Source organism: Enterobacter sp. FUJ80071, assembly GCF_038739915.1.
Classification (GTDB): Bacteria; Pseudomonadota; Gammaproteobacteria; order Enterobacterales; family Enterobacteriaceae; genus Enterobacter; species Enterobacter kobei.
Genome location: NZ_JBBXKH010000001.1, coordinates 1,368,547 through 1,388,368, shown reverse-complemented (window position 1 = coordinate 1,388,368; position 19,822 = coordinate 1,368,547). Strand labels below are relative to the sequence as shown.

Genomic DNA, 19,822 nt, shown 5'->3' with positions numbered 1-19,822 from the left:
CTCGTAAACCTAAAACTTTTCAAAATGGTTTACAAGTCGATTATGACCCAGGACGATCTCGCCTTCGACAAGCAGCATATCTGGCACCCTTACACCTCCACCACCCGCCCTCTTCCCGTCTATCCGGTGGCCTCGGCCCACGGCTGCGAGCTGCACCTTGCCAGCGGTGAACAGCTCGTTGACGGGATGTCCTCCTGGTGGGCGGCCATTCACGGGTATAACCACCCGCGCCTGAATACGGCGATGAAGGCCCAGATTGACCAGATGTCGCACGTCATGTTTGGCGGGATCACCCATCAACCTGCGGTGGATTTGTGCCGTCGCCTGGTGGCAATGACCCCTGAATCGCTGGAGTGTGTCTTCCTGGCCGATTCCGGCTCCGTGGCGGTGGAAGTGGCGATGAAAATGGCGCTGCAGTACTGGCACGCCAGAGGCGAAACGCGCCAGCGCTTCCTCACGTTCCGCAACGGCTATCATGGTGATACCTTCGGGGCGATGTCGGTCTGCGACCCGGATAACTCCATGCACAGCCTGTGGAAAGGGTATCTGCCGGAAAACCTGTTCGCGCCTGCCCCGCAAAGCCGCTTCGACGGCGAGTGGAACGAGATGGACATGGTTGGCTTCGCGCGACTCATGGCGGCACATCGTCATGATATCGCCGCCGTGATCCTGGAGCCGATTGTGCAGGGCGCAGGCGGAATGAGGATGTATCATCCGGAATGGCTGAAGCGTATTCGCAAGATGTGCGACCGCGAGGGCATTCTGCTGATTGCCGATGAAATCGCCACCGGCTTTGGCCGCACCGGGAAGCTGTTTGCCTGCGAGCATGCGGGTATCGCCCCGGATATTTTATGCCTGGGCAAAGCGCTGACTGGCGGCACCATGACGCTCTCGGCCACCCTCACGACCCGTCATGTTGCCGACACCATCAGCGACGGCGACGCGGGCTGCTTTATGCACGGTCCGACGTTTATGGGCAACCCTCTGGCCTGCGCCGTCGCAAGTGAAAGCCTAGCCATACTGGAGAGCGGCGAGTGGCAGACGCAGGTCGCGGCGATTGAAGCGCAGCTGAAAGACGAGCTGAGCGCCGCCTCGGGTGCCCATTTTGTGGCGGACGTGCGCGTGCTGGGCGCCATCGGGGTAATTGAAACCACGCATCCGGTGAATATGGCGGCGCTGCAGCGCTTCTTCGTTGAGCAGGGCGTCTGGGTGCGGCCTTTCGGCAAGCTGATCTACCTGATGCCGCCGTATATCATCACTGCTGAGCAGCTGCGTAAGCTCACCGCCGCGGTAGTCGACGCGGTCAACATACCCGCGCATTTCACGATTTAGCCCTATGCGTTACACTTCGAGAACGAGTGATTAACGAGGGTAAACCGTATGAAAATCATCAGCAAAGATCTGCGCGACGGCGAAAAGCTGCCGGAACGCCACGTTTTCAACGGCATGGGGTATCAGGGCGATAATATCTCCCCGCACCTGGCGTGGGATGAGGTTCCGGCTGGCACGAAAAGCTTTGTCGTGACCTGTTACGACCCGGATGCGCCAACCGGCTCCGGATGGTGGCACTGGATCGTAGCAAACCTGCCTGCCGACACGCGCGTGCTGCCGCAGGGTTCCGGCTCCGGCCTGGTCGCCCTGCCGGAAGGCGCTATTCAGACGCGCACTGACTTTGGTGAAGCGGGCTACGGCGGCGCGGCGCCACCAAAAGGGGAAACCCACCGCTATATCTTCACGGTGCATGCGCTGGATGTGGACAAGATTGAGGTCGATGAAGGCGCGAGTGGCGCGATGGTAGGCTTTAACGTGCATTTCCATTCGCTTGGTAGCGCGTCGATTACGGCGATGTATTCGTAAAAAAAGCCGGGTGGCGGCTACGCCTTACCCGGCCTACATTTTGCACTCGTAGGCCCGGTAAGCGCAGCGCCACCGGGTACGAATCACAGCACGGAAGGTAGCAGCCCTACCAGCCGTCCCTCTTCCAGAAGCTGTATCGCTTTATCAATGTCCGGCGCAAAGAAGCGGTCGTCATCGTAATGCGATACGTGCTCACGCAGCGCCTGACGCGCCTGCTCCAGCAGCGGGCTGGATTTCAGCCCTTCACGCAAATCAATACCCTGACTTGCCGCCAGCCATTCCACCGCCAGCACGCCGCGGGTGTTGGCGGCCATCTCCCAGAGACGACGTCCGGCAGCCGGGGCCATCGAGACGTGGTCCTCCTGGTTCGCCGAGGTTGGCAGGCTGTCGACGCTGTGCGGGTGCGACAGCGCTTTGTTTTCACTCGCCAGCGCGGCAGCCGTCACCTGGGCAATCATAAAGCCCGAGTTGACCCCGCCGTTACGCACCAGGAACGGTGGCAGCTGCGACATATGTTTATCCATCATCAGCGCGATACGGCGTTCTGACAACGCGCCAATTTCGGCAATGGCCAGGGCGATATTATCCGCCGCCATCGCCACCGGCTCGGCGTGGAAGTTACCGCCGGAGACCACCTCGTTTTCCTGGGCGAAGACCAGCGGGTTATCGGATACCGCGTTGGCCTCTATCAGCAGTACCTCTGCGGCCTGGCGCAGCTGCGTCAGGCACGCGCCCATCACCTGCGGCTGGCAGCGCAGAGAGTACGGATCCTGCACTTTTTCACAGTTGTGGTGTGAATCCGCAATTTCGCTGGTGTCGGTGAGCACGTGGCGATACATGGCGGCGGCGTCAATCTGGCCGCGCTGGCCGCGCACCTCGTGGATGCGGGCGTCGAACGGACGACGCGAACCCAGCACGGCTTCGGTGGTGAGCGCGCCGCACACCACCGCCGAGGCAAACAGATCCTCCGCTTCAAACAGGCCGCGCAGCGCGAAGGCGGTCGACGCCTGCGTGCCGTTCAGCAGCGCCAGCCCCTCCTTCGCCGCCAGGGTGATCGGGGCTAAACCGGCTTTTTTCAGCGCCTCTTTGGCAGGAAGCCATTCGCCCTGCCAGCGTGCCTGCCCTTCCCCCAACAGAAGCAGCGACATATGCGCCAGCGGCGCAAGATCGCCGGAGGCGCCGACGGAACCTTTCGCCGGGATCCACGGATAGACGTCGGCATTAACCAGCGCCATCAGCGCCTGGATCACGCTCAGGCGAATGCCGGAGAAACCGCGCGCCAGGCTGTTGATTTTAAGCACCATCATCAGACGGACAATCTCATCATCCAGCGGCTGGCCGACCCCCGCCGCGTGAGACAGCACCAGCGAACGCTGTAAGTTTTCCAGATCGTGCGTTGCAATGCGCGTTTGTGCCAGCAGACCAAACCCGGTGTTGATCCCGTAAGCCGTGCGCCCTTCGGCAACAATGGCCTCCACGCAGGCAACGCTGTCGTTAATGGAGGCGTGGGCACTTTCATCAAGCGAGAGCGTAACCGGCTGACGCCAGACGTTTCGCAGCTGTTTAAGCGTCAGGGAACCGGGCGTAAGTGTTAAGGCGTTCATTCATGATTTCCTTGTGTGGCAGGGATCATCGGCAGGTTTAGCCCCTGCTCTTTGGCACAGTCAATAGCAATCTCGTAACCCGCGTCCGCGTGACGCATCACGCCGGTGGCCGGGTCGTTGTGCAGCACGCGAGCGATACGCGCGGCGGCTTCATCGGTACCGTCACAAACGATAACCATCCCCGAGTGCTGGGAGAAGCCCATTCCCACGCCACCGCCGTGGTGCAGCGAGACCCAGGTCGCGCCGCTGGCGGTATTGAGCAGGGCATTCAGCAGCGGCCAGTCTGAAACGGCATCCGAGCCGTCGCGCATGGCTTCCGTTTCACGGTTAGGGCTGGCAACGGAGCCGGAATCAAGGTGGTCGCGACCAATGACAATCGGTGCGGAGACTTCGCCGCTGCGCACCATTTCATTGAAGGCCAGACCCAGTTTTTGCCGCCACTCCAGACCGACCCAGCAGATACGCGCCGGCAGGCCCTGGAAGTTAATGCGCTCGCGCGCCATGTCCAGCCAGTGGTGGAGATGTTCGTCATCCGCGACGATCTCTTTCACTTTGGCATCGGTTTTGTAGATATCCTCCGGGTCACCGGACAGGGCAACCCAGCGGAACGGCCCAATGCCGCGACAGAACAGCGGGCGAATATAGGCAGGCACGAAGCCCGGGAAGTCGAAGGCGTTCGTCACGCCCATCTCTTTCGCCATCTGGCGGATGTTATTGCCGTAATCGAAGGTCGGAATGCCCATCTTGCTGAAGGCCAGCATCGCGGAGACGTGTTCAGCCATCGAACGTTTCGCGGCAAGTACCGTGCCTTCCGGGTCGGTTTCCGCTTTTTGCTGATATTCTTCCCACGTCCAGCCGTTTGGCAGGTAACCGTGCAGCGGGTCATGGGCGCTGGTCTGGTCGGTGACGAGATCCGGGCGAACGCCGCGGGCGACAAGTTCAGGCAGAATCTCTGCCGCGTTGCCGCACAGGGCGATCGACACCGCTTTGCCTTCCGAGGTGTATTTTTTGATGCGTGCCAGCGCATCGTCGAGGTTATCAGCCTGCTCGTCGACGTAGCGGGTACGCAGACGGAAATCAATGCGGCTCTGCTGGCACTCAATGTTAAGCGAGCAGGCGCCAGCAAGCGTGGCAGCCAGTGGCTGCGCGCCGCCCATACCGCCGAGACCGGCAGTCAATACCCAGCGGCCTTTCAGCGAGCCGTTATAGTGCTGGCGGCCGGCTTCCACGAAGGTTTCGTAAGTGCCTTGCACAATCCCCTGGCTGCCAATGTAGATCCAGCTCCCGGCGGTCATCTGACCATACATCGCCAGCCCTTTGGCATCCAGCTCGTTGAAGTGTTCCCACGTCGCCCAGTGCGGCACCAGGTTAGAGTTGGCGATCAGCACGCGTGGCGCGTTTTTATGGGTTTTGAATACGCCGACCGGCTTGCCGGACTGTACCAGCAGGGTTTCGTCGTGTTCGAGATGAGTCAGGGATTTTACAATTGCGTCATAGCATTCCCAGTTACGCGCGGCGCGGCCTATGCCGCCGTAGACCACCAGCTCGTGGGGGTTCTCCGCCACCTCAGGGTCGAGGTTATTCATCAACATGCGCAGCGGGGCTTCGGTTAGCCAGCTTTTGGCAGTAAGCGTGGTGCCGCGCGCGGCGCGGACATCCTGCTGGCGGTATTTACCTGACGACATTGTGTGCTCCTCATAAAGGACAGATGATGCATTTAGATATACTTGTATAGACAAGCACACACAAGGTCAGTTTTAACAAAAAAGATACAATTTTGTTATATTGCGTTAGCGATCACGCTTATAAAACTTATGACATAAAGTGGCCCTGCAGCCGGTAACGGTTACCCGGGAAAAGCAGCCTGGCATGGGAGACAATCTGCGATGATGACCAGGTTCGACGGCGGATCAGCAGGCACGGATCGTGCTCTTTAATGCGCAACCGTTCACACTCCTGCGGCGTGGCGCGCACAGCCTCCACAATGTGTTCCCCTTCCGTCAGCGGTGCGACCAGCGAGAGGTACGCATGCGGCGTGGTTTGGGTGTAATCCTGGCTCAGATACTCCGGTATCCGCTCTGCGTTAACGCAGCGATCTTCAATCTGTACCGGAATGTCGTTCTCAAAATGCACCATCACGGAGTGGAAGATGCGGCTCCCTTCTTTAACATTCAGCTCGGCGGCCTGCTCGGCGCTCGCCTCGGTCTCTTCGAGCACCAGCACCTCGCAGCGGTGCTGATGATTTCGCGAGTGTATCTCATCGGCAATACTGCGGATTTCAAACAGCGCCGACTGACCTTTGGGCTCCGCCACGAAGGTGCCGACCCCCTGCAGGCGCACCAGAAGACCTTCATCGGTCAGTTCGCGCAGCGCCCGGTTGATGGTCATCCGGCTAAATCCAAATTGCGCCACCAGTTCGGCCTCGGACGGAATACGATCGTGAGGGCGCCAGACACCGGTAGCAATTTTTTCGCTGATAGCCTGCTTCACCTTTTCGTAGAAAGGCGCAGGAAGGCTCGACTGCGCCAGGGGCGAGCGTGAAAACATCATGACTCCTTAAATAGGGTTATGCCCACCAGTGAGCAATTTGCCAGGCCAGACGAGCGGCAAGCTTCGCGCCCTGTCCGTCCCTGTCGTACTGCGGGTTAAACTCTACCAGATCGGCGGCCTGCAGCTTACCGCTGCGACAGATTTGTTCGATAACCGGCAGAAGATCCAGCGCCGGTACCCCTAACGCCGCAGGGGCGGATACGGCAGGCATTTCGCTCGCCGGCAGAACGTCGAGGTCAATAGTCAGGTAGACCCGATCGGCCTGCGCCAGCACCTTTTCCAGCGCAGATAACGCATCGCGTCTGAAATGCCAGTCTTCCACCAGCGTGACGTTCAGGCGTTCCGCTTCATCCCAGAGTGCCTGCGTGTTGGCTGCCCGGCTGACGCCAAAGCAGGCGTAGCGAAACGCCCGACTGTGGTCCTCGCAGTAATGGGCCAGTTGACGAAACGGGGTACCGGATGTTGCACGCTCGGCCTTGCGCAGATCGAGATGGGCATCAAGATTAATCACTGCCACGCGCTCGTTCGGGAAGGCATCGAGAATGCCCCGACCATGCGCCCAGGCGGTCTCGTGCCCGCCGCCAAAGATCAGCGTGCGCATCCCGGACTGCTGGCAGGCCGTCACCGCATCGCTTAAAACCCGCTGTGCCGCTTCAAGTTCATCACCTTCGACATATACGGACCCCATATCCGCCAGCCGTTCGTGTCCCTGATGGCTGGCCATATTCGCCAGCGCGTTGCGCAGGATATCAGGGGCCTGTACGGCGCCAGACCTGCCCTGATTGCGTTTAACCCCTGCATCGCATTCAAACCCGATCAGCGCGATGCCAGAGGAAAGCGGCGTAAACTGCGCCTGCTGCTGTATCGTCTGAAAAATACGCTTTGCATTGCTGGCCTCGGCGCTGTCGTCACGCCCCTGCCAGACCGTTTCGGCTACGGGCCGCCATAACCTCATACTGCCTCCCCACGGAAAATACGCTGATACAACGGATTGCGACCCGGTTCATAGACCATCTCAACCGGATGGTCAGCATCCCAGACGATAAAATCGGCCACATACCCCGCCTGCAATTGCCCGTGGGTTGCGCCGCGACCCAGCGCCTGCGCGGCGTGTCGCGTGATGCCAGCCCAGGCCTCTTCAGGGGTCAGGCCAAACTGGACGCAGGCCATATTCATCGCCAGGTGCAGGCTCGCAAACGGGCTGGTGCCGGGGTTATAGTCGGTGGCCACCGCCATCGGCACTCCCTGTTTTCTGAGCTGTTCAACCGGCGGACGCTGGCGCTCCTGAAGGAAATAGAACGCGCCGGGAAGCAATACCGCCACCGTACCGCTTTGCGCCATCGCCTGAATGCCTGCGTCGTCGAGATATTCGATATGATCCGCTGACAGCCCTTTATACTGGCTGACCAGCGCCGCACCGCCCTGATTAGACAGCTGCTCAACATGCCCTTTCACCGGAATACCCAGCGCGGTGGCGGCCTGGAAAAGGCGCTCGGTTTGCGACGGGGTAAAGCCGACGTTTTCACAAAACACATCTACCGCTTCAAATAACGCTTTTTGCCACAGCGTGGGCATGATCTGCTCGCAGACCAGCGTGAGATACGCATCCGGATCTTGTCGGTATTCCGCAGGGACGGCATGTGCCGCCAGAAGCGTCGGGCTAATCTCGACCAGATTACTCAGACTAAGCTGGCGAGCAACCAGCAACATTTTCTCTTCGGCATCCGCGTTAAGTCCGTATCCCGATTTAATTTCTATGGTCGTCACGCCTTCATTCATGAGACGCTCTAGCCGCTGCTGCGCCAGCTTCAACAGGGTTTCCGGCGAACTGTTGCGTGTCGCCGTCACTGTGGCGTTAATCCCGCCGCCCTGCGCGCTGATGGTTTGATAAGAGACACCGTTCAGGCGCTGCTCCCACTCTGCCGCGCGGTCGCCGCCAAACACCAGATGGGTATGGCAATCAATCAGCCCCGGCGTCACCAGACGCCCCTGGAGATCGACGCAGTGACGGTGACCGGAAGGAATGTCAGATTCAGGCATCACGGCCAGGATGGTTTGACCGCGCACGACCAGGGCATGTTGCGCTTTCAGACCATAGGGTGCGGAGGCATCGGGAACCATCGTTGCCAGTCGCGCATTTCGCCATATTACATCGTCAGGATGAAGCTGCATGGGCATTCCACTTGTCATAGGTTGTATAGACATTTATTTTCATCCGCCGTCTGCTGTCAACCGTTCTGGTAGAAAATGTTATTTATTTGTGATGACTTTCCCGCCTCCCGGGGGTAAAAAATGCAACTTTTACCCTTTTTATCTTCCCGTTTCGCTCAACTTAGTATAAAAAAGCAGGCTATTTCGTCTATCCCGTTTAAGACTTGCATACCCAGGAGCTCCACCTTGAACATTTCCAGGATTTCCCGTCTGGCGTTAGCGCTCGCCTTTGGCGTGACCTTATCCGCATGCAGTTCAACACCACCGGATCAGCTGCCTTCTGAGCAGGTAGCACCGGGCACCGCGTCCCGCCCGATTTTGTCCGCTGATGAAGCGAAGAACTTCGACCGTGCCCACTACTTCTCAGCGATGGATCCTAACGCTGCGCCGTGGACACCGTCTTCTATTAACCTGCCGAAACAGCCTGACTTCGTGGTTGGCCCGGCTGGCGCCCAGGGCGTAACGCACACGTCCATTCAGGCAGCGGTTGACGCGGCCATTACCAAACACAGCGCCTCTCGCCAGTACATCGCGATCCTGCCGGGCGAATACGAAGGCACCGTGTATGTTCCGGCCGCACCAGGCAGCATCACCCTTTACGGTCTGGGCGAAAAAGCAATCGACGTGAAAATTGGCCTGGCGATTGATTCCGAAATCGACAGCACCACCTGGCGTCGCCTGGTGAACCCGGCCGGTAAATATATGCCAGGTAAACCGGCGTGGTACATGTTTGATAACTGCCAGAGCAAGCGTTCCGCTACCGTTGGCCTGATGTGCTCGGCGGTATTCTGGTCCCAAAATAATGGTCTGCAGCTGCAAAACCTGACCATTCAAAATACCCTCGGCGACAGCGTCGATGCCGGTACTCACCAGGCCGTCGCGCTGCGTAGTGATGGCGATAAGGTGCAGATTAACAACGTCAACATTCTGGGCCGTCAGAATACCTTCTTCGTGACCAACAGCGATGTTAAGAACACGCTGCAGAACAACCGCCTGACCCGTACGCTGGTAACCAACAGCTACATTGAAGGTGACGTGGATCTGGTGTCCGGTCGTGGTGCGGTGGTATTTGAAAACACCGATTTCCGCGTGGTGAACTCGCGCACTCAGCAGGAAGGTTACGTGTTTGCGCCAGCAACACAGTCTAACCTGTTCTACGGCTTCCTGGCCGTTAACAGCCGCTTTAACGCTGCCGGCGACGGCGTGGCACAGCTGGGTCGCTCCCTGGATGTGGACTCTGCCACTAACGGTCAGGTCGTGATCCGCGACAGCGTGATCAACGAAGGCTTTAACATGGCGAAGCCGTGGGCTGATGCCGCGATCTCCAAACGTCCGTTCTCCGGCAATACCGGTGCGGTGGATGATAAAGGGAACGTCCAGCGCAATCTGAATGACGCGAACTTCAACCGCATGTGGGAATACAACAACCGCGGTCTGGGTAGCAAGGTGGTAGCAGAGCCGAAGCAGTAAGAAGCAGTAAGATGAGAGTAAAAGGGGGATTTTAATCCCCCTTTTTACTGCGACTGAATGCGTCAGGCACCAAACTTAAGATACGCATCCATTAGTTGCATAATCGCAACCATGAGTTGCAGGAACAGAATTGCCCATTCCACACCGCTCATACGCCACTCCTTTGGTATAGAGCACTTCTCCTCTGCCTTACCTTTCCGCTGCCTGTCACCAGAGGTGTGTTGGCTATGTTTTGATGTGCTCCGCAGTTTAGGCACTGTCGGCACCACCCGACAGCCAGGACTTAAAAAGGATCCTGAATTGCGGAACTGCAGCACATCAAACCAACGAACAGAATGATATCAAACCATTACTGTACATAAAAACAGTTATGAAGAGTTTAGGAATCCATAAAGAAAAACCAAATATCCAATTGATTATATTAATTATTTTTGCGCACCACCGCTTGAGAACGTCTTTTCTTCATTGGTGATGATTTTACATCGTCTTAAGTCAACATTATGATAATCAGGTTGGTTACGTTTTGATGTGCTCTACCCGGCTACCACCGGGCATAAAAAAACCTCGCATTCGCGAGGTTTTTTGTTTCAGGCCACTTAGTGAGCGTTGACCAGGACCCACATCGGACCCTGGCCTACGGCGTAGCGTCCTTTTTCTTCCAGCAGACCCTGTACGCCTTTGATTTCATACAGCGCGATATGGTGGGATTTCTGCCCTGCCGCAATCAGGTATTTACCGCTGTGATCGATATTAAAGCCACGCGGCTGAGTTTCCGTTGGCTGGAAACCTTCAATGGCCAGCACGCTGCCATCTTCGGAGACGCTGAAGACGGTAATCAGGCTGGAGGTACGGTCGCAGGCATACAGATGACGGCCGTCAGGCGTAATGTGGATATCCGCCGCCCAGCGGGTGTCAGAGAAGTCAGACGGCATCATATCCAGCGTCTGCACGCATTCGATCTGACCGTTTGGATCTTTCAGCTCCCACACGTCTACCGAACTGTTCAGTTCGTTTACCACATAGGCATACTGCTGGTTCGGGTGGAAGACCATATGGCGTGGGCCTGCGCCCTCAACGGTAGTCACTTCAGCCGGGTTTTGCGCCACCAGGTGACCATCGTCGCTCAGGGTAAACAGGCAGATGCGATCCTGCTTCAGTGCGGGCACCCACAGCGTGCGGTTGTCCGGAGAGATATTCGCCGAGTGACACCCTTCCAGCCCTTCCACCACGTCGACAGTGTCGACCGGAATGCCGTCGTCAAGGCGGGTCACGCTGACGCAGCCCGCATTGTAAGAGCCGCTAAAGATGAAACGCCCTTTACGATCGGTCGAGATGTGGGTCGGGCTGCCCGGCAGCGGCGCTTCGGCAGTGTAGGTCAGCGCACCGTCGTCCGGCGAGATGCGGTAGGCCAGCACCCGGAACTCAGGACGTACGCCAACATAGAGAAAACGTTTATCCGGGCTGACGACCATTGGCTGTACTTGCCCCGGAACATCAACAACCTGAACCAGCGTGAGCGAACCTTCTGCATTCAAACGCCAGACGTGGATCTGCTGACTTTCAGGACTGGCGGTATAAACGGTTTGTTTCATGAATACTCCTTTCCTCACTGCGCGTGAAAGTGATTATTTTTAACGGTGAATGCTGAATTTTAGCCAGGAATTTTGCAGCGATTTACTCTCGGTGTAACATCGCCTGAGACCTAAAATTCAACATTAACCCGGAAGAACAAATGACCTCGCGTGTGATTGCCCTGGATTTAGACGGAACATTACTGACCCCTCAGAAAACCCTGCTCCCCTCCTCCCTTGAAGCGCTTAAACGAGCCCAGGAAGCCGGGTATCAACTCCTTATCGTAACGGGTCGACATCACGTTGCCATTCATCCTTTTTATCAGGCACTGGCGTTAGATACACCTGCAATTTGTTGTAATGGCACTTATTTGTATGATTATCAGGCAAAAAAGGTTTTAGCCTCCGACCCGCTACCGGTTCCTCAGGCGCTGCAACTGATTGATCTGCTGGATGAGCATGCCATTCATGGCCTGATGTATGTGGACAACGCGATGCTGTACGAGCGCCCTACCGGCCATGTGGTGCGCACCAGTAACTGGGCACTTTCGCTGCCGGAAGCGCAGCGTCCGGTCTTTACCCAGGTGTCCTCCCTGCGCCAGGCCGCTCAGGATGTTGACGCTATCTGGAAATTCGCCCTGACGGATGAAGACACCACCAAACTGAATACCTTCGCGAAACAGGTTGAACAGACCCTGGGTCTGGAATGTGAATGGTCCTGGCACGATCAGGTAGATATTGCCCGTAAAGGCAACAGCAAGGGCAAGCGCCTGACGCAGTACGTAGAATCTCAGGGAGGGTCGATGCGTAACGTGATTGCCTTTGGCGATAACTATAACGACATCAGTATGCTGGAGGCTGCCGGTACCGGCGTGGCGATGGGCAACGCCGATGACGCGGTGAAAGCGCGCGCTAACGTGGTGATTGGCGATAACACCACCGATAGCATCGCGCAGTATATTTATACCCACCTGCTGTAATCAGGCAGTGATCGAGACGCTCTTGATTTGCGCGTAAAGCCACAGGCCGGGCTTGATACCTAACTCGTCCCTGGCCCACGGGCTGATGCGCGCCCAGAGCGTCCTGCTTCCCACCTCAAGCTTCACTTCCACCTGACCGTTATCATCAAAGCACTCCGCCACTTTGGCGCGCAGAATATTACGAATGCTGGTTTGCAGCGGCGGTTGCAGCACCAGCGAGACGTCCGATGCCTGAATGCGAATACGCAGCGCGGACTGTAACGGCTTGTCGACCTTGTTCACCCACAGATGCTGGTCGCCCAGCGCCAGCGCGGTCATCGCATAATGCGGGTGGTGTTCCAGCACGCTCACTTTCAGGATACTGCTCTGCTGCTCCTTTGGAAGCCAGGGATGCATCACGCTGCTTCCCCACACCTCTTCCAGGTTGCCAAAGGCCTTTACGCTGCCCTCTTCCAGTACCAGCACTTTGTCGGCCAGATGGAGGATCTCATCCAGCGAGTGGCTGACGTAGAGCATGGGAATGTTAATCTCGCGGGTCAGGCGCTGCAGGTAGGGCAGCAGTTCACGTTTACGCGGAATATCCAGCGAAGCCAGCGGTTCGTCGAGCAACAGCAGCTCGGGCGCGGTCAGCAAGGCACGGCCAATCGCCACACGCTGTTTTTCTCCACCGGAAAGCGAGGAAGGCAGCCTGTCGAGCAGAGGCTCAATACCTAACAGCGTCACCAGCTTATCAAACTGCCCGGCCATACTTTTGGCCATACCGTAGCGCAGGTTGCCGCGCACGCTGTAGTGCGGGAACAAGCGCGCGTCCTGGAAAACATAGCCGATGCGACGTTTATCCGGCGAGAGGTATATTTTGTTCTCCACGTCATTCAGAACGCGGTCATTCAGAACAATTCGCCCTGACTGCGGGCGTGTCAGGCCGCTAATCGCATTAATCAGAGAGGTTTTTCCCGCACCGGAGACGCCAAAAATGGCGGTGATGCCGCTTGCAGGCAGCGTCTCGTTAAGCGTCAGCGTGTGGTTCCCCAGCGTCTGGGTGAAATTCAGTTCCAGCATCCTTATTTCCCCATCCGTTCGCGACTCAGCCGCGCCAGCCATTCAGACACCAGCAGCGAAGCCAGGGCCAGGACGATTGAAATGATGCACAGTCGCGCCGCCGCGCCTTCTCCGCCGGGTGTTTGAATCAGGGTGTACATGGCTGACGGAATCGTTCGCGTCTCGCCGGGAATGTTCGATACAAACGTGATGGTCGCGCCGAACTCGCCCAGCGAACGGGCAAACGCCAGTACCGTGCCAACTATAATCCCCGGCAGCGTAAGCGGGAGCGTGATGGTGAAAAAGACGCGCCAGCGCCCGGCACCCAGCGTGCGGGCCGCCTGTTCGAGCTTCATGTCCACCCCTTCCAGCGCGAGGCGGATCGCCCTCACCATCAACGGAAATGACATCACCGCCACGGCCAGTACCGCACCGCGCCAGCTAAAGGCGAACGTCAGCCCAAACCAGTCGTAGAGCTTCTCGCCGATAAAACCGCGTCGCCCCATCGAAATCAGCAACAGATAGCCGACCACCACGGGGGGTAAAACGAGCGGGAGATGAAGTACGCTGTCGAGCAGCGCTTTGCCGGGAAACCGGCAGCGCACCAGTAACCAGGCAAAGAAGATCCCAAAGGGCAAACTCAGCGCAACCGCCAGGGAAGAGACTTTAAGGCTCAGCAGAACAGCCTGCCATTCAGGATCGGTCAATATCATCAGTGAGTCGTAAATCCATAACGTTTAAAGATTGCGGACGCTTCTGGCCCCTTCAGGTAATCGCGAAAGGCCGTCACGGTCGCGTTTTTATGTCCATCAACAATCGCGACAGGATATTCCACTTTCTTGTGGGAGTCTTCCGGGAACGTTGCAACCACTTTCACACCCTTGCTGGCAACGGCATCAGAGCCATATACAATCCCCAGCGGGGCTTCGTTGCGTTCCACCAGCGCCAGCGCACCGCGTACATCTTCCGCCGGCGCCAGTTTCGGCGACAATGTCTCCCACGCGCCCAGTTTTTGCAGCGCTTCTTTGGCGTAGATCCCCGCCGGAACATGCTCCGGATCGCCCACCGCCAGACGGCCACCGTTAAGCAGGCTCATCCAGTTGGTCTCTTTGTTAATGGTAATATCCGCCTGCGCGCTGGCTTTTGGTGCCACGACAACCAGGCTATTCCCCAGCAGCGTTTCGCGGGTTGCCGGATCAATTGATTTCTTCTCCGCCGCGTAATCCATCCATTTCTGATCGGCTGAAATGAACAGATCCGCCGGTGCCCCCGCTTCTATCTGGCGCGCAAGCGTAGATGAAGAGGCGAAAGAGGAGACAACATCGACGTTTTTCTCTTTTTTATACGCCGCCGCAATATCCTGCAGCGCGTTGGTCAGCGACGCCGCCGCAAAAACCGTAATTTTTCCGTCGTCCGCCAGCGCCTGCCCGGCAAGTGAAAGCGTCAGCGTTGCCCCAGCGAAAAGACGTACCCATGAACGTGCCATTTGTAGCTCCTGTATATAGCGTTATATAGACGATAATATAACGATATCTTCATGGAGATCCCAGCGCTATATCGTACCGCTCAAGGGGTAAGCTGGACTGATTCTTAATACTATCGGAGAAAATGAGAAAAGCTTGAGAGCAAAACGCCCGGGCTAGCCGGGCGTTTTGAAGGGAATCAATGCTGCTTTTTAGCCTGGTCTTTGTGACCAATGTTCGAAAAGAGGTTGAACACTTCACCCAGGCCGTAGATGGCACCGAGGATGATGGCCATCACTACTGGCACCATGATCACGGCGAATACCAGACTTTTCAACAACTCTAACATGGTTTTCTCCAGATATTGTGAAGGGCTTATTCTACCCTGAAAAGTAAGAAAAACATCCCCTTTTGTGCGGTAGCCTTTGCGCCCCGCACCATTTGGGTCACAATATCCTTTTTGCCAGGACACTGTTATGCAGGCCGAAATTCTTCTTACTCTCCGACTACAGCAAAAGCTTTTTGCCGACCCCAGACGTATAGCCCTGCTTAAACAAATAGAACAAACGGGCTCGATTAGCCAGGGGGCAAAGAATGCCGGGATCAGCTATAAAAGCGCCTGGGATGCCATCAATGAAATGAACACCCTGAGCGAACACCCGCTGGTGGACAGAGCCACGGGCGGTAAGGGCGGTGGCGGCGCCAGGGTGACGCGCTACGGCCAGCGCCTGATTCAGCTTTACGATCTTCTGGGCCAGATCCAGCAAAAAGCGTTTGATGTTCTGAGTGATGACGATAGCGTTCCACTGGACAGTTTGCTGGCCGCCATTTCCCGCTTCTCGTTACAAACCAGCGCCCGCAACCAGTGGTTTGGTACGGTGACGGCGCGCGATAATCTTCAGATACAACAGCATGTTGAGATCCTGCTTGCCGATGGAACAACGCGTCTGAAAGCCGCAATCACCGCGCAGAGTGCAGAGCGCCTTGGCCTGGATGAAGGTAAAGAGGTGCTGGTGTTACTGAAAGCACCATGGGTCAATATCACGCGTAATCCCGACACGGCACAGGCAGCGGATAACCAGCTATCGGGCGCAATCAGCCATATTGAACGCGGCAAGGCGCAATGCGAAGTGCTTATGACGCTGGCGGACGGACAATCACTCTGCGCGACGGTACCTTGCAGCGAGGCGGACGGCTTAGAAGAAGGTGCTGTCGTCACCGCATATTTCAACGCAGACCGGGTGATTATCGCCACATTGTGCTGAGCGCATTGACAACCGCGCTGACAGTGAGTATCCCTGACATCTGTTGCTGCAAAAAATGGGATGAATCATGGCATTATTGCATATTTCGCAAGGTACGTTTCGTCTTAGCGATACCCGGACGCTGGCGATTGCTGATTTGACAATACGCGCGGGTGAAAGCTGGGCGTTTGTTGGCACTAACGGCAGCGGTAAATCCGCGCTGGCCCGTGCGCTGGCGGGGGAGCTCACCCTCCTCAAAGGGGAATACCAGAGCGACGTTACGCGCCTGACGCGCCTCTCTTTTGAACAACTGCAAAAGCTGGTGAGCGACGAATGGCAGCGCAACAACACCGATTTACTCAGTCCTGGAGAAGAAGATACCGGCCGTACAACGGCGGAAATTATCCAGGATGAGGTGAAAGATCCTGCCCGCTGTCAGCGCCTGGCTGAACAGTTCGGCATTACCGCCCTGCTCAACCGACGCTTCAAATATCTTTCTACCGGCGAAACGCGGAAAACCCTGCTTTGCCAGGCGCTGATGAGCGAGCCTGAGCTGCTGATCCTCGACGAACCGTTCGACGGCCTTGACGTCCAGTCCAGGGCGCAGCTGGCGAATCTGCTGGGCTCGCTTAATCAGCAGGGATATACCCTTGTGCTGGTACTTAACCGCTTTGATGAGATTCCGGATTTTGTCCAGCATGCCGGTGTGCTGGCCGACTGCCATCTGACCGAGACGGGCGAAAAGTCGGGGCTGCTTAAGCAGGCGCTGATCGCCCAGCTCGCGCACAGTGAACAGCTCGACGGCATCACCCTTCCGGAACCCGATGCCCCGTCAGCCCGCCACGCGCTCGATCCTCACCAGCCACGCATCGTGCTGCGTGATGGTATCGTCTCTTATGACGACCGCCCGATCCTTAACCATCTTAGCTGGACGGTGAATCCGGGCGAGCACTGGCAGATTGTCGGCCCGAATGGCGCGGGAAAATCCACGCTGCTGAGCCTCATCACCGGCGACCATCCGCAGGGCTATAGCAACGATCTCACGTTGTTTGGCCGTCGTCGCGGCAGCGGTGAAACCATCTGGGATATTAAAAAACATATCGGCTACGTCAGCAGCAGCCTGCATCTGGATTACCGGGTCAGTACCACGGTACGTAACGTGATCCTCTCCGGGTATTTTGACTCCATCGGAATTTATCAGGCGGTGTCGGACAAGCAGCACAAGCTGGCCCAGCAGTGGCTGGATATTCTGGGGATGGATAGCCGGGTGGCTGACGCGCCGTTTCACAGTTTGTCATGGGGGCAGCAGCGCCTGGCATTGATCGTTCGCGCGCTGGTAAAACACCCGACACTGTTAATTCTGGATGAGCCCCTGCAGGGTCTGGATCCGCTAAACCGCCAGCTGATTCGTCGCTTTGTGGATATTCTCATTGCCGAGGGTGAAACCCAACTGCTGTTTGTTTCACACCATGCCGAGGATGCCCCTTCCTGTATCACCCATCGTCTTGAGTTCATTCCGGACGGCGAGCGCTATCGCTATCTTCTCAGCCACATCGACTAACCGTGGAGGGCCCCGCCCTCCTCTTTTCAGATAACTTGCATCAATACAACACTATCTCTTTGATCTAGAATGGTCTGAGTGATTGAAAAAGCGAGTTTGAAAACGAGTGTAAACGATTCCACTATTTTATCCCATGTCACACTTTTAGCGTCTCTGTTATGCTATGGTTATTACATACCATAAGCCTAATGGAGCGAATCATGCGAGTTCTGGTAACAGGTGGTAGCGGTTACATCGGAAGTCATACCTGTGTGCAACTGCTGCAAAATGGTCACGATGTGATCATCCTCGACAACCTGTGCAATAGTAAGCGCAGCGTGCTGCCGGTGATTGAACGTCTTGGCGGGAAACAACCCACTTTCGTGGAAGGCGACATCCGCAACGAAGCGCTGATGACCGAAATCCTTCACGACCACGCCATTGAAGCGGTGATCCACTTCGCCGGTCTGAAAGCCGTCGGTGAATCCGTTGCGAAGCCGCTTGAGTATTACGACAACAACGTCAACGGTACCCTGCGTCTCATCTCCGCCATGCGTGCGGCGAACGTTAAAAACTTTATCTTCAGCTCCTCCGCCACCGTCTATGGCGATCAGCCAAAAATCCCCTACGTTGAAAGTTTCCCGACAGGCACGCCACAAAGCCCGTACGGCAAAAGCAAGCTGATGGTGGAACAGATCCTGACCGATCTGCAAAAAGCGCAGCCGGAATGGAGCATCGCCTTGCTGCGCTACTTCAACCCGGTCGGCGCCCATCCGTCTGGCGATATGGGTGAAGATCCGCAGGGCATCCCGAACAACCTGATGCCGTATATCGCCCAGGTGGCGGTAGGCCGTCGTGAGTCGCTGGCGATTTTTGGTAACGACTACCCAACCCAGGACGGCACCGGCGTGCGCGACTATATCCACGTGATGGATCTGGCCGACGGTCACGTTGCGGCCATGCAACAGCTGGCAGATAAACCGGGCGTGCATATTTACAACCTCGGCGCCGGGGTCGGCAGCAGCGTGCTGGACGTGGTTAACGCCTTCAGCAAAGCCTGCGGTAAGCCAGTGAACTACCACTTCGCACCGCGTCGTGATGGTGACCTGCCCGCTTACTGGGCGGATGCCACTAAAGCCGACAAAGAGCTTAACTGGCGTGTTACCCGCACGCTTGATGAAATGGCACAGGATACCTGGCACTGGCAGTCACGCCACCCGCAAGGCTATCCGGACTAAGGATCCTTCATGACTTCGTTTAATCCCGTCGATCATCCGCATCGTCGTTTTAACCCGTTAAGCGGACAATGGATTTTGGTGTCTCCGCATCGCGCCAAGCGCCCCTGGCAGGGGGCGCAAGAGACGCCTGCGAAACAAACGCTACCGCAGCATGACCCGGATTGCTTCCTGTGTCCGGGCAACACGCGCGTCACCGGAGATAAAAACCCGGACTACAAAGGCACCTTCGTCTTCACCAACGATTTTGCTGCGCTAATGACCGACACGCCGGACGCGCCCGCGAGCCATGACCCGCTGATGCGCTGTGAAAGCGCGCGGGGTACCAGCCGCGTGATCTGCTTCTCGCCCGATCACAGCAAAACGCTGCCGGAGCTGAGCGTTGAGGCACTGAAAGAGGTGATCGGCACCTGGCAGGCACAAACCGCTGAGCTGGGGCAGACTTACCCGTGGGTGCAGGTATTTGAAAACAAAGGTGCGGCGATGGGCTGCTCCAACCCGCATCCGCACGGCCAGATCTGGGCGAACAGCTTCCTGCCTAACGAAGCCGAACGCGAAGACCGCCTGCAAAAAGCCTATTTCGAGGAAAACGGCTCACCCATGCTGGTTGATTACACCCAGCGTGAGCTGTCCGATGGCAGCCGTACCGTGGTGGAAACCGAACACTGGCTCGCCGTCGTACCTTACTGGGCCGCCTGGCCGTTTGAAACGCTGCTGTTGCCGAAAGCGCACATACAGCGCATGACCGATCTCAGCGACGCACAGCGCGACGACCTTGCGCTGGCGCTGAAGAAACTGACCAGCCGTTACGACAACCTGTTCCAGTGCTCTTTCCCGTATTCCATGGGCTGGCACGGCGCACCGTTTAACGGTGAAGAGAACCAACACTGGCAGCTGCATGCCCATTTCTATCCGCCACTGCTTCGCTCTGCGACGGTACGTAAGTTCATGGTGGGCTATGAAATGCTGGCGGAAACCCAGCGTGACCTGACGGCGGAACAGGCAGCCGAACGTCTGCGTGCCGTGAGTGACGTCCACTATCGCGAATCAGGAGTCTAA

General features: G+C 57.1%; 19 protein-coding genes. 8 read left to right on the top strand and 11 right to left on the bottom strand.

Annotation, left to right across the window (positions count from 1 at the left end):
- Window positions 1-24: 24 nt before the first annotated feature.
- Window positions 25-1,332 carry an adenosylmethionine--8-amino-7-oxononanoate transaminase gene (bioA, locus tag AAER43_RS06650; protein WP_045134238.1) on the top strand — a complete coding sequence of 436 codons (1,308 nt, stop codon included), beginning with the start codon at window positions 25-27 and terminating at the stop codon, window positions 1,330-1,332.
- Window positions 1,333-1,380: 48 nt separating this feature from the next.
- Window positions 1,381-1,857 carry a kinase inhibitor gene (locus AAER43_RS06645; protein WP_045134239.1) on the top strand — a complete coding sequence of 159 codons (477 nt, stop codon included), beginning with the start codon at window positions 1,381-1,383 and terminating at the stop codon, window positions 1,855-1,857.
- Window positions 1,858-1,940: 83 nt separating this feature from the next.
- On the opposite strand, the gene hutH is transcribed toward AAER43_RS06645, so the two are convergent.
- The 5 genes from hutH to hutI all read right to left on the bottom strand — a co-directional run bounded on the left by hutH (window position 1,941) and on the right by hutI (window position 8,216).
- Entirely contained in the window at window positions 1,941-3,461 is a 1,521-nt protein-coding gene (gene hutH / locus AAER43_RS06640; RefSeq protein ID WP_050861545.1) for a histidine ammonia-lyase, read from the bottom strand.
- Window positions 3,458-5,146 (bottom strand): urocanate hydratase, encoded by a 1,689-nt coding sequence (gene hutU, locus AAER43_RS06635; RefSeq protein WP_014883069.1) that lies wholly within the window; start codon window positions 5,144-5,146, stop codon window positions 3,458-3,460. The genes hutH and hutU overlap by 4 nt, the downstream gene beginning before the upstream one ends.
- Before the next feature lie 127 nt (window positions 5,147-5,273).
- Window positions 5,274-6,008: a histidine utilization repressor gene (locus AAER43_RS06630; RefSeq protein ID WP_050861543.1), complete on the bottom strand. Its 735-nt coding sequence runs from the start codon at window positions 6,006-6,008 to the stop codon at window positions 5,274-5,276.
- 19 nt (window positions 6,009-6,027) lie between these two features.
- Window positions 6,028-6,966 (bottom strand): formimidoylglutamase, encoded by a 939-nt coding sequence (gene hutG / locus AAER43_RS06625; protein ID WP_023332442.1) that lies wholly within the window; start codon window positions 6,964-6,966, stop codon window positions 6,028-6,030.
- The gene (hutI, locus tag AAER43_RS06620) at window positions 6,963-8,216 is read right to left on the bottom strand and encodes an imidazolonepropionase (RefSeq protein WP_192856924.1); all 1,254 of its coding nucleotides are present in this window, start codon (window positions 8,214-8,216) and stop codon (window positions 6,963-6,965) included. The genes hutG and hutI overlap by 4 nt, the downstream gene beginning before the upstream one ends.
- 192 nt (window positions 8,217-8,408) lie before the next feature.
- Between hutI and AAER43_RS06615 the strand changes: the two genes are divergently transcribed.
- Window positions 8,409-9,692 (top strand): putative acyl-CoA thioester hydrolase, encoded by a 1,284-nt coding sequence (locus AAER43_RS06615; RefSeq protein ID WP_014883065.1) that lies wholly within the window; start codon window positions 8,409-8,411, stop codon window positions 9,690-9,692.
- A gap of 62 nt (window positions 9,693-9,754) precedes the next feature.
- Here AAER43_RS06615 and AAER43_RS06610 read toward each other — a convergent pair whose 3' ends face one another.
- Both AAER43_RS06610 and pgl read right to left on the bottom strand, forming a co-directional pair.
- Window positions 9,755-9,844: a type I toxin-antitoxin system toxin TisB gene (locus AAER43_RS06610; RefSeq protein WP_157843867.1), complete on the bottom strand. Its 90-nt coding sequence runs from the start codon at window positions 9,842-9,844 to the stop codon at window positions 9,755-9,757.
- A 444-nt stretch (window positions 9,845-10,288) separates the two neighbouring features.
- Window positions 10,289-11,284 carry a 6-phosphogluconolactonase gene (pgl, locus tag AAER43_RS06605; RefSeq protein WP_023338174.1) on the bottom strand — a complete coding sequence of 332 codons (996 nt, stop codon included), beginning with the start codon at window positions 11,282-11,284 and terminating at the stop codon, window positions 10,289-10,291.
- Window positions 11,285-11,424: 140 nt separating this feature from the next.
- Between pgl and AAER43_RS06600 the strand changes: the two genes are divergently transcribed.
- The gene (locus tag AAER43_RS06600; protein ID WP_023332438.1) at window positions 11,425-12,243 is read left to right on the top strand and encodes a pyridoxal phosphatase; all 819 of its coding nucleotides are present in this window, start codon (window positions 11,425-11,427) and stop codon (window positions 12,241-12,243) included.
- Here the strand turns inward: AAER43_RS06600 and modC are convergent, their stop codons facing one another.
- The 4 genes from modC to AAER43_RS06580 all read right to left on the bottom strand — a co-directional run bounded on the left by modC (window position 12,244) and on the right by AAER43_RS06580 (window position 15,093).
- Window positions 12,244-13,302, bottom strand: coding sequence for a molybdenum ABC transporter ATP-binding protein ModC (modC, locus tag AAER43_RS06595; protein ID WP_032637159.1), 1,059 nt, complete (start codon window positions 13,300-13,302; stop codon window positions 12,244-12,246).
- Between the two features lie 2 nt (window positions 13,303-13,304).
- Complete coding sequence (gene modB, locus AAER43_RS06590; protein ID WP_023332437.1) at window positions 13,305-13,994, bottom strand: molybdate ABC transporter permease subunit; 690 nt, start codon at window positions 13,992-13,994, stop codon at window positions 13,305-13,307.
- Complete coding sequence (modA, locus tag AAER43_RS06585; RefSeq protein ID WP_014883060.1) at window positions 13,994-14,767, bottom strand: molybdate ABC transporter substrate-binding protein; 774 nt, start codon at window positions 14,765-14,767, stop codon at window positions 13,994-13,996. The genes modB and modA overlap by 1 nt, the downstream gene beginning before the upstream one ends.
- A 176-nt stretch (window positions 14,768-14,943) precedes the next feature.
- Window positions 14,944-15,093, bottom strand: a complete 150-nt coding sequence (locus AAER43_RS06580) for an AcrZ family multidrug efflux pump-associated protein (RefSeq protein WP_014883059.1) — start codon at window positions 15,091-15,093, stop codon at window positions 14,944-14,946.
- A gap of 127 nt (window positions 15,094-15,220) precedes the next feature.
- On the opposite strand from AAER43_RS06580, the gene modE reads away from it, so the two are divergent.
- The 4 genes from modE to galT all read left to right on the top strand — a co-directional run bounded on the left by modE (window position 15,221) and on the right by galT (window position 19,822).
- Window positions 15,221-16,009 carry a molybdenum-dependent transcriptional regulator gene (modE, locus tag AAER43_RS06575; protein WP_023332436.1) on the top strand — a complete coding sequence of 263 codons (789 nt, stop codon included), beginning with the start codon at window positions 15,221-15,223 and terminating at the stop codon, window positions 16,007-16,009.
- Between the two features lie 67 nt (window positions 16,010-16,076).
- Window positions 16,077-17,549, top strand: a complete 1,473-nt coding sequence (gene modF, locus AAER43_RS06570) for a molybdate ABC transporter ATP-binding protein ModF (RefSeq protein ID WP_050862802.1) — start codon at window positions 16,077-16,079, stop codon at window positions 17,547-17,549.
- A 200-nt stretch (window positions 17,550-17,749) separates the two neighbouring features.
- A complete protein-coding gene (galE, locus tag AAER43_RS06565; RefSeq protein ID WP_023332434.1) occupies window positions 17,750-18,766 on the top strand; it encodes a UDP-glucose 4-epimerase GalE in 1,017 nt (338 codons plus the stop codon).
- A gap of 9 nt (window positions 18,767-18,775) precedes the next feature.
- Window positions 18,776-19,822, top strand: coding sequence for a galactose-1-phosphate uridylyltransferase (gene galT, locus AAER43_RS06560; protein ID WP_050862803.1), 1,047 nt, complete (start codon window positions 18,776-18,778; stop codon window positions 19,820-19,822).

What these genes read in the sequence shown, in the direction of transcription:
- AAER43_RS06610 (WP_157843867.1), bottom strand. Translation starts at nt 9,844, where the DNA reads ATGAGCGGTGTGGAATGGGCAATTCTGTTCCTGCAACTCATGGTTGCG.
- hutH (WP_050861545.1), bottom strand. Translation starts at nt 3,461, where the DNA reads ATGAACGCCTTAACACTTACGCCCGGTTCCCTGACGCTTAAACAGCTG.
- modE (WP_023332436.1), top strand. Translation starts at nt 15,221, where the DNA reads ATGCAGGCCGAAATTCTTCTTACTCTCCGACTACAGCAAAAGCTTTTT.
- AAER43_RS06600 (WP_023332438.1), top strand. Translation starts at nt 11,425, where the DNA reads ATGACCTCGCGTGTGATTGCCCTGGATTTAGACGGAACATTACTGACC.
- hutU (WP_014883069.1), bottom strand. Translation starts at nt 5,146, where the DNA reads ATGTCGTCAGGTAAATACCGCCAGCAGGATGTCCGCGCCGCGCGCGGC.
- modC (WP_032637159.1), bottom strand. Translation starts at nt 13,302, where the DNA reads ATGCTGGAACTGAATTTCACCCAGACGCTGGGGAACCACACGCTGACG.
- modF (WP_050862802.1), top strand. Translation starts at nt 16,077, where the DNA reads ATGGCATTATTGCATATTTCGCAAGGTACGTTTCGTCTTAGCGATACC.
- galT (WP_050862803.1), top strand. Translation starts at nt 18,776, where the DNA reads ATGACTTCGTTTAATCCCGTCGATCATCCGCATCGTCGTTTTAACCCG.
- hutI (WP_192856924.1), bottom strand. Translation starts at nt 8,216, where the DNA reads ATGTCTATACAACCTATGACAAGTGGAATGCCCATGCAGCTTCATCCT.
- AAER43_RS06580 (WP_014883059.1), bottom strand. Translation starts at nt 15,093, where the DNA reads ATGTTAGAGTTGTTGAAAAGTCTGGTATTCGCCGTGATCATGGTGCCA.
- galE (WP_023332434.1), top strand. Translation starts at nt 17,750, where the DNA reads ATGCGAGTTCTGGTAACAGGTGGTAGCGGTTACATCGGAAGTCATACC.
- AAER43_RS06630 (WP_050861543.1), bottom strand. Translation starts at nt 6,008, where the DNA reads ATGTTTTCACGCTCGCCCCTGGCGCAGTCGAGCCTTCCTGCGCCTTTC.
- bioA (WP_045134238.1), top strand. Translation starts at nt 25, where the DNA reads ATGGTTTACAAGTCGATTATGACCCAGGACGATCTCGCCTTCGACAAG.
- hutG (WP_023332442.1), bottom strand. Translation starts at nt 6,966, where the DNA reads ATGAGGTTATGGCGGCCCGTAGCCGAAACGGTCTGGCAGGGGCGTGAC.
- modB (WP_023332437.1), bottom strand. Translation starts at nt 13,994, where the DNA reads ATGATATTGACCGATCCTGAATGGCAGGCTGTTCTGCTGAGCCTTAAA.
- modA (WP_014883060.1), bottom strand. Translation starts at nt 14,767, where the DNA reads ATGGCACGTTCATGGGTACGTCTTTTCGCTGGGGCAACGCTGACGCTT.
- pgl (WP_023338174.1), bottom strand. Translation starts at nt 11,284, where the DNA reads ATGAAACAAACCGTTTATACCGCCAGTCCTGAAAGTCAGCAGATCCAC.
- AAER43_RS06645 (WP_045134239.1), top strand. Translation starts at nt 1,381, where the DNA reads ATGAAAATCATCAGCAAAGATCTGCGCGACGGCGAAAAGCTGCCGGAA.